Here is a 3682-nt window from a genome sequence, read left to right as displayed (position 1 = left end):
CGGCAGGACGTCGTCCTGCCGGGCCGTCGTGGCCGGGAGCCGGGGGCGCGAGGCGAGCGCGCCGGGGTCAGCCCCCGAGCGGGCGGGTCACGATCGCGGTGAGCTCGGCCGGCTGCAGGCCGGTGCGCTCGACGATCTCGTCGGCGCCCAGCGCGCCGCAGTCGACGCCGCGCTTGAGGTACCAGGCGAGCGCCTTGGCGGTGGCGGGCTCGTCGAGCACCGCCCCCTCCACCTCGTTCACGTAGTTCGACAGCCGCTCGGCAGCGGGCTCGAAGCCCTCGCGGTAGAACGCGTACGTCGCCGCGAACCGGCTCGGCAGCTGGGCCGGGTGCAGGTCCCAGCCCTGGTAGAAGCCGCGCTCGAGCGAGCGGCGCACGAGGCGCCCGTGGTTGGCCCACGCGGCGCGCACCTGCGCGTCGTCACCGACGGGGAGCACGTTCGTCGAGCCGTCGGACAGCCGCACACCCGTGCCGGCCGCCGCGAGCTGCATGACCTCCTTGGCGAGGTCCGCCGCCGGGTGCTCCATCGACTGGTACGCGGCCGCGATGCCGAGCGACGCCGAGTAGTCGTACGTGCCGTAGTGCAGGCCGCTCACGCGCCCCGCCCCCGCGTGGATCATCCGCGCGACGGTCGTCGTGCCCGCGGAGTCGAGGATCGACTGCGGCGTCTCGACCTGCACCTCGAAGCGCAGGCGCCCGGCCGGCAGGCCGTTCGCCTCCTCCAGCCGCTCGCAGACGGCGACCATCGCCTCGACCTGCACGACGCCGGTCACCTTCGGCAGCGTCAGCACAAGCCCGTCCGGCAGGTCCCCCGACGCCGCGAGGGTGCTGACGAACACGTCCAGCGTGCGCAGGCCGCGGGCCCGGGTGGGCCGCTCGAAGCACTTGAACCGGATGCCGACGAACGGCGTCGCTCCCCCGGCGTCCAGCTCGGCGCGCAGCGCGGCTGCCGCGGCGGCGGTCACCTCGTCCTCCTCGGCGTCCGGGTGCGTGCCGTACCCGTCCTCGAGGTCGATGCGCAGGTCCTCGATCGGCTCCGTGGCGAGCTTCCGCTCCACCTGGGCCGCGACGGCCTCGCGCAGGTCGTCCCTCACGCCGACGGCGTCCAGGAGCGCCTCGGTCCCCTGCGCCTCGACGGCGGCCCGGGCCTGGGCGCCCCAGTCCTGCGCGAGCCCCGCGGCGTACCGGTGCGCCGGCACGTACACGGTGTGCACGGGCTGGCGCGTGCCGTCGTCGCCCGGGTAGGCCCGCTCGAGGTGGGCGTCGTGCGCGGCGAGCCGGCGCTCGACGTCGTCGAGCGCGGCCTGGTCCAGGGACGCCTTCATCGGGCCACCGCCGCGCTCTCCGCGTGCAGCGCCCGGCCCAGGTGCTGGGCCAGGTGCTCGGCGTCCTCCGCGCGGTGCGCCTCGACCGGGACCTCCTTGAGACCCTCGGTCCGGACGGCGTCCGCGACGGCCTCGGCCACGCGGCTGTCGAACACGCCCGGGATGATGAAGGCGGAGTTGAGCTCGTCGTCGCTCACCACCGACGAGATCGCGACCGCGGCCACGCGCAGCATCTCGTCCGTGATCTGCGTGGCGCCCGCGTCGAGCAGGCCGCGGAACAGGCCCGGGAAGGCCAGCACGTTGTTGATCTGGTTCGGGTAGTCGCTGCGGCCGGTCGCCACGACGGCGGCCGTCTCGCCCGCGGCGATCGGGTCGACCTCGGGCGTCGGGTTCGCGAGCGCGAACACGATCGCGCCGTCGTTCATCGTCGCGACGTCCGCGCCCGTGAGGATGTTGCCGGCCGAGACGCCCACGAAGACGTCGGCGCCGACGAGCCCCTCCTTGAGCGTGCCGGTGAAGCCCGACGGGTTGGTGTTCTCGACGATCCACGTGCGGTTCTCGTCGTCGCCCGCCGACTCGGGCGTGAGGGCCCCGTGACGGTCGAAGCCGATGATGTCCTTCGCGCCCTGGGCGAGCAGCAGGCGGATGATCGCCGAGCCCGCGGCGCCGACACCGGAGACGGCGATGCGGACGTCCTCGATCTTCTTGTCCACGACCTTGAGCGCGTTGATGAGCGCCGCGAGGACCACGATGGCGGTGCCGTGCTGGTCGTCGTGGAAGACGGGGATGTCCAGCTCCTCGCGGAGGCGCTTCTCGATCTCGAAGCAGCGCGGCGCGGAGATGTCCTCGAGGTTCACGCCGCCGAAGCCGGGGGCGATCGCCTTGACCGTGCGGATGATCTCCTCGGTGTCGGTCGTGTCGAGGGCGATGGGCCAGGCGTCGACGTCGGCGAACTGCTTGAACAGCGCGGCCTTGCCCTCCATCACCGGCATGGCGGCCTGCGGGCCGATGTCGCCGAGGCCGAGGACGGCCGTGCCGTCGGTGACGACCGCGACGGTGTTGCGCTTGATGGTGAGGCGGCGCGCGTCCTCGGGGCGGTCGGCGATCGCGAGGCAGACGCGGGCGACGCCCGGCGTGTACGCGCGCGAGAGGTCGCGGCGCGTCTTGAGCGGCACCTTGGGGGTGACGGAGATCTTGCCACCGAGGTGCATGAGGAACGTCGAGTCCGACATCTTCAGCACGCGCACGCCGTCGAGGGCGTCGAGCGCCGCGACGATCCGCTCGCCGTGCTCGGCGTCGACCGTGTCGCAGGTGACGTCGACGACGATCGAGTCGGCGTGCGACTGGGCGATGTCCACGCCCATCACCGAGCCGCCGGCCGTGGCGATCTCGTGGACGATCTCGCTCGTCGCGCGCTGCGAGGCGGGCGCCTCGACGCGGAGGGTGATCGTATAGCTGGGGCTGGGCATCGCCATGGCCTGGGTTTCCTTTCGTGGCACTGATGACATGAAGTTTCGAGATGTGGAAGGATGGTTTCTGGAACCGGGATCGGTTCATGAGACTTTGCGAAGGGGGACCACACCCATGGCGAACGGCACCGGAGTGCAGTCGGTGGACCGGGCGATCGACCTGCTCGAGATCATGACCGACCTCGGCGGCGACGCCGCCCTCAGCGAGCTGGCGGCGGCCGCCGGTCTCCCGCTCCCGACGATCCATCGGCTCATGCGGACGCTCGTCGGGCGCGGCTACGCCCGCCAGCTCCCGTCCCGCCGGTACACCCTGGGACCCCGCCTCATCCGGCTGGGCGAGAGCGCCGGACGCCAGCTCGGCGCCAGCGCCCGCCCGCACCTGGAGCGGCTCGCCCGCGAGCTCGGCGAGAGCGCCAACCTCGCGATGATCGACCGCGACATGGTCGTGTACGTCGCCCAGGCCTCGTCGTCCTACTCGATGCGGATGTTCACCGAGGTGGGACGACGCGTCTACACGCACTGCACCGGCGTCGGCAAGATGGTGCTCGCCGAGCTGCCCGACCAGACGATCCGCGACATCGTCGGTCGCGTCGGGATGCCTCCCGCCACGGACCTGTCGATCACGGACGTCGAGGACCTGCTCAAGGAGATCGGCACGATCCGCGAGCAGGGCTACGCCGTCGACGACGGCGAGCAGGAGATCGGCGTGCGGTGCTTCGCCGTCCCCGTGAAGGACGCGCCCACCCCGACCGCGCTCTCGGTGTCCGGGCCCGCGGCCCGCGTGACCTACGAGTTCGGCGAGGCCGCGCTCCCCCTCCTGCACGAGGTGGCGGACACCATCTCGAAGGAGCTGCTCTCCGCGGCCTGACGGCGCGCGGCGACCCGACGC

Annotated in this window: 3 protein-coding genes; 1 reads left to right on the top strand and 2 read right to left on the bottom strand. The window is 72.7% G+C overall.

Annotated features, from left to right (window positions below; all coding sequences use genetic code 11):
* Window positions 1-67 precede the first annotated feature (67 nt).
* Window positions 68-1324, bottom strand: a complete 1257-nt coding sequence (locus tag ACFUVW_RS20190) for a DUF6986 family protein (protein ID WP_430573081.1) — start codon at window positions 1322-1324, stop codon at window positions 68-70.
* Window positions 1321-2799: an NAD-dependent malic enzyme gene (locus tag ACFUVW_RS20185; RefSeq protein WP_430573080.1), complete on the bottom strand. Its 1479-nt coding sequence runs from the start codon at window positions 2797-2799 to the stop codon at window positions 1321-1323. Before ACFUVW_RS20185 ends, ACFUVW_RS20190 begins: the two co-directional genes overlap by 4 nt.
* A gap of 109 nt (window positions 2800-2908) precedes the next feature.
* On the opposite strand from ACFUVW_RS20185, the gene ACFUVW_RS20180 reads away from it, so the two are divergent.
* Window positions 2909-3661, top strand: a complete 753-nt coding sequence (locus ACFUVW_RS20180) for an IclR family transcriptional regulator (RefSeq protein ID WP_430573079.1) — start codon at window positions 2909-2911, stop codon at window positions 3659-3661.
* Window positions 3662-3682: the final 21 nt, after the last annotated feature.

The organism is Isoptericola sp. NPDC057391, from assembly GCF_042668085.1.
In the GTDB taxonomy this organism is placed as follows: domain Bacteria; phylum Actinomycetota; class Actinomycetes; order Actinomycetales; family Cellulomonadaceae; genus Isoptericola.
This window is presented reverse-complemented; position numbering and strand designations above follow the sequence as displayed.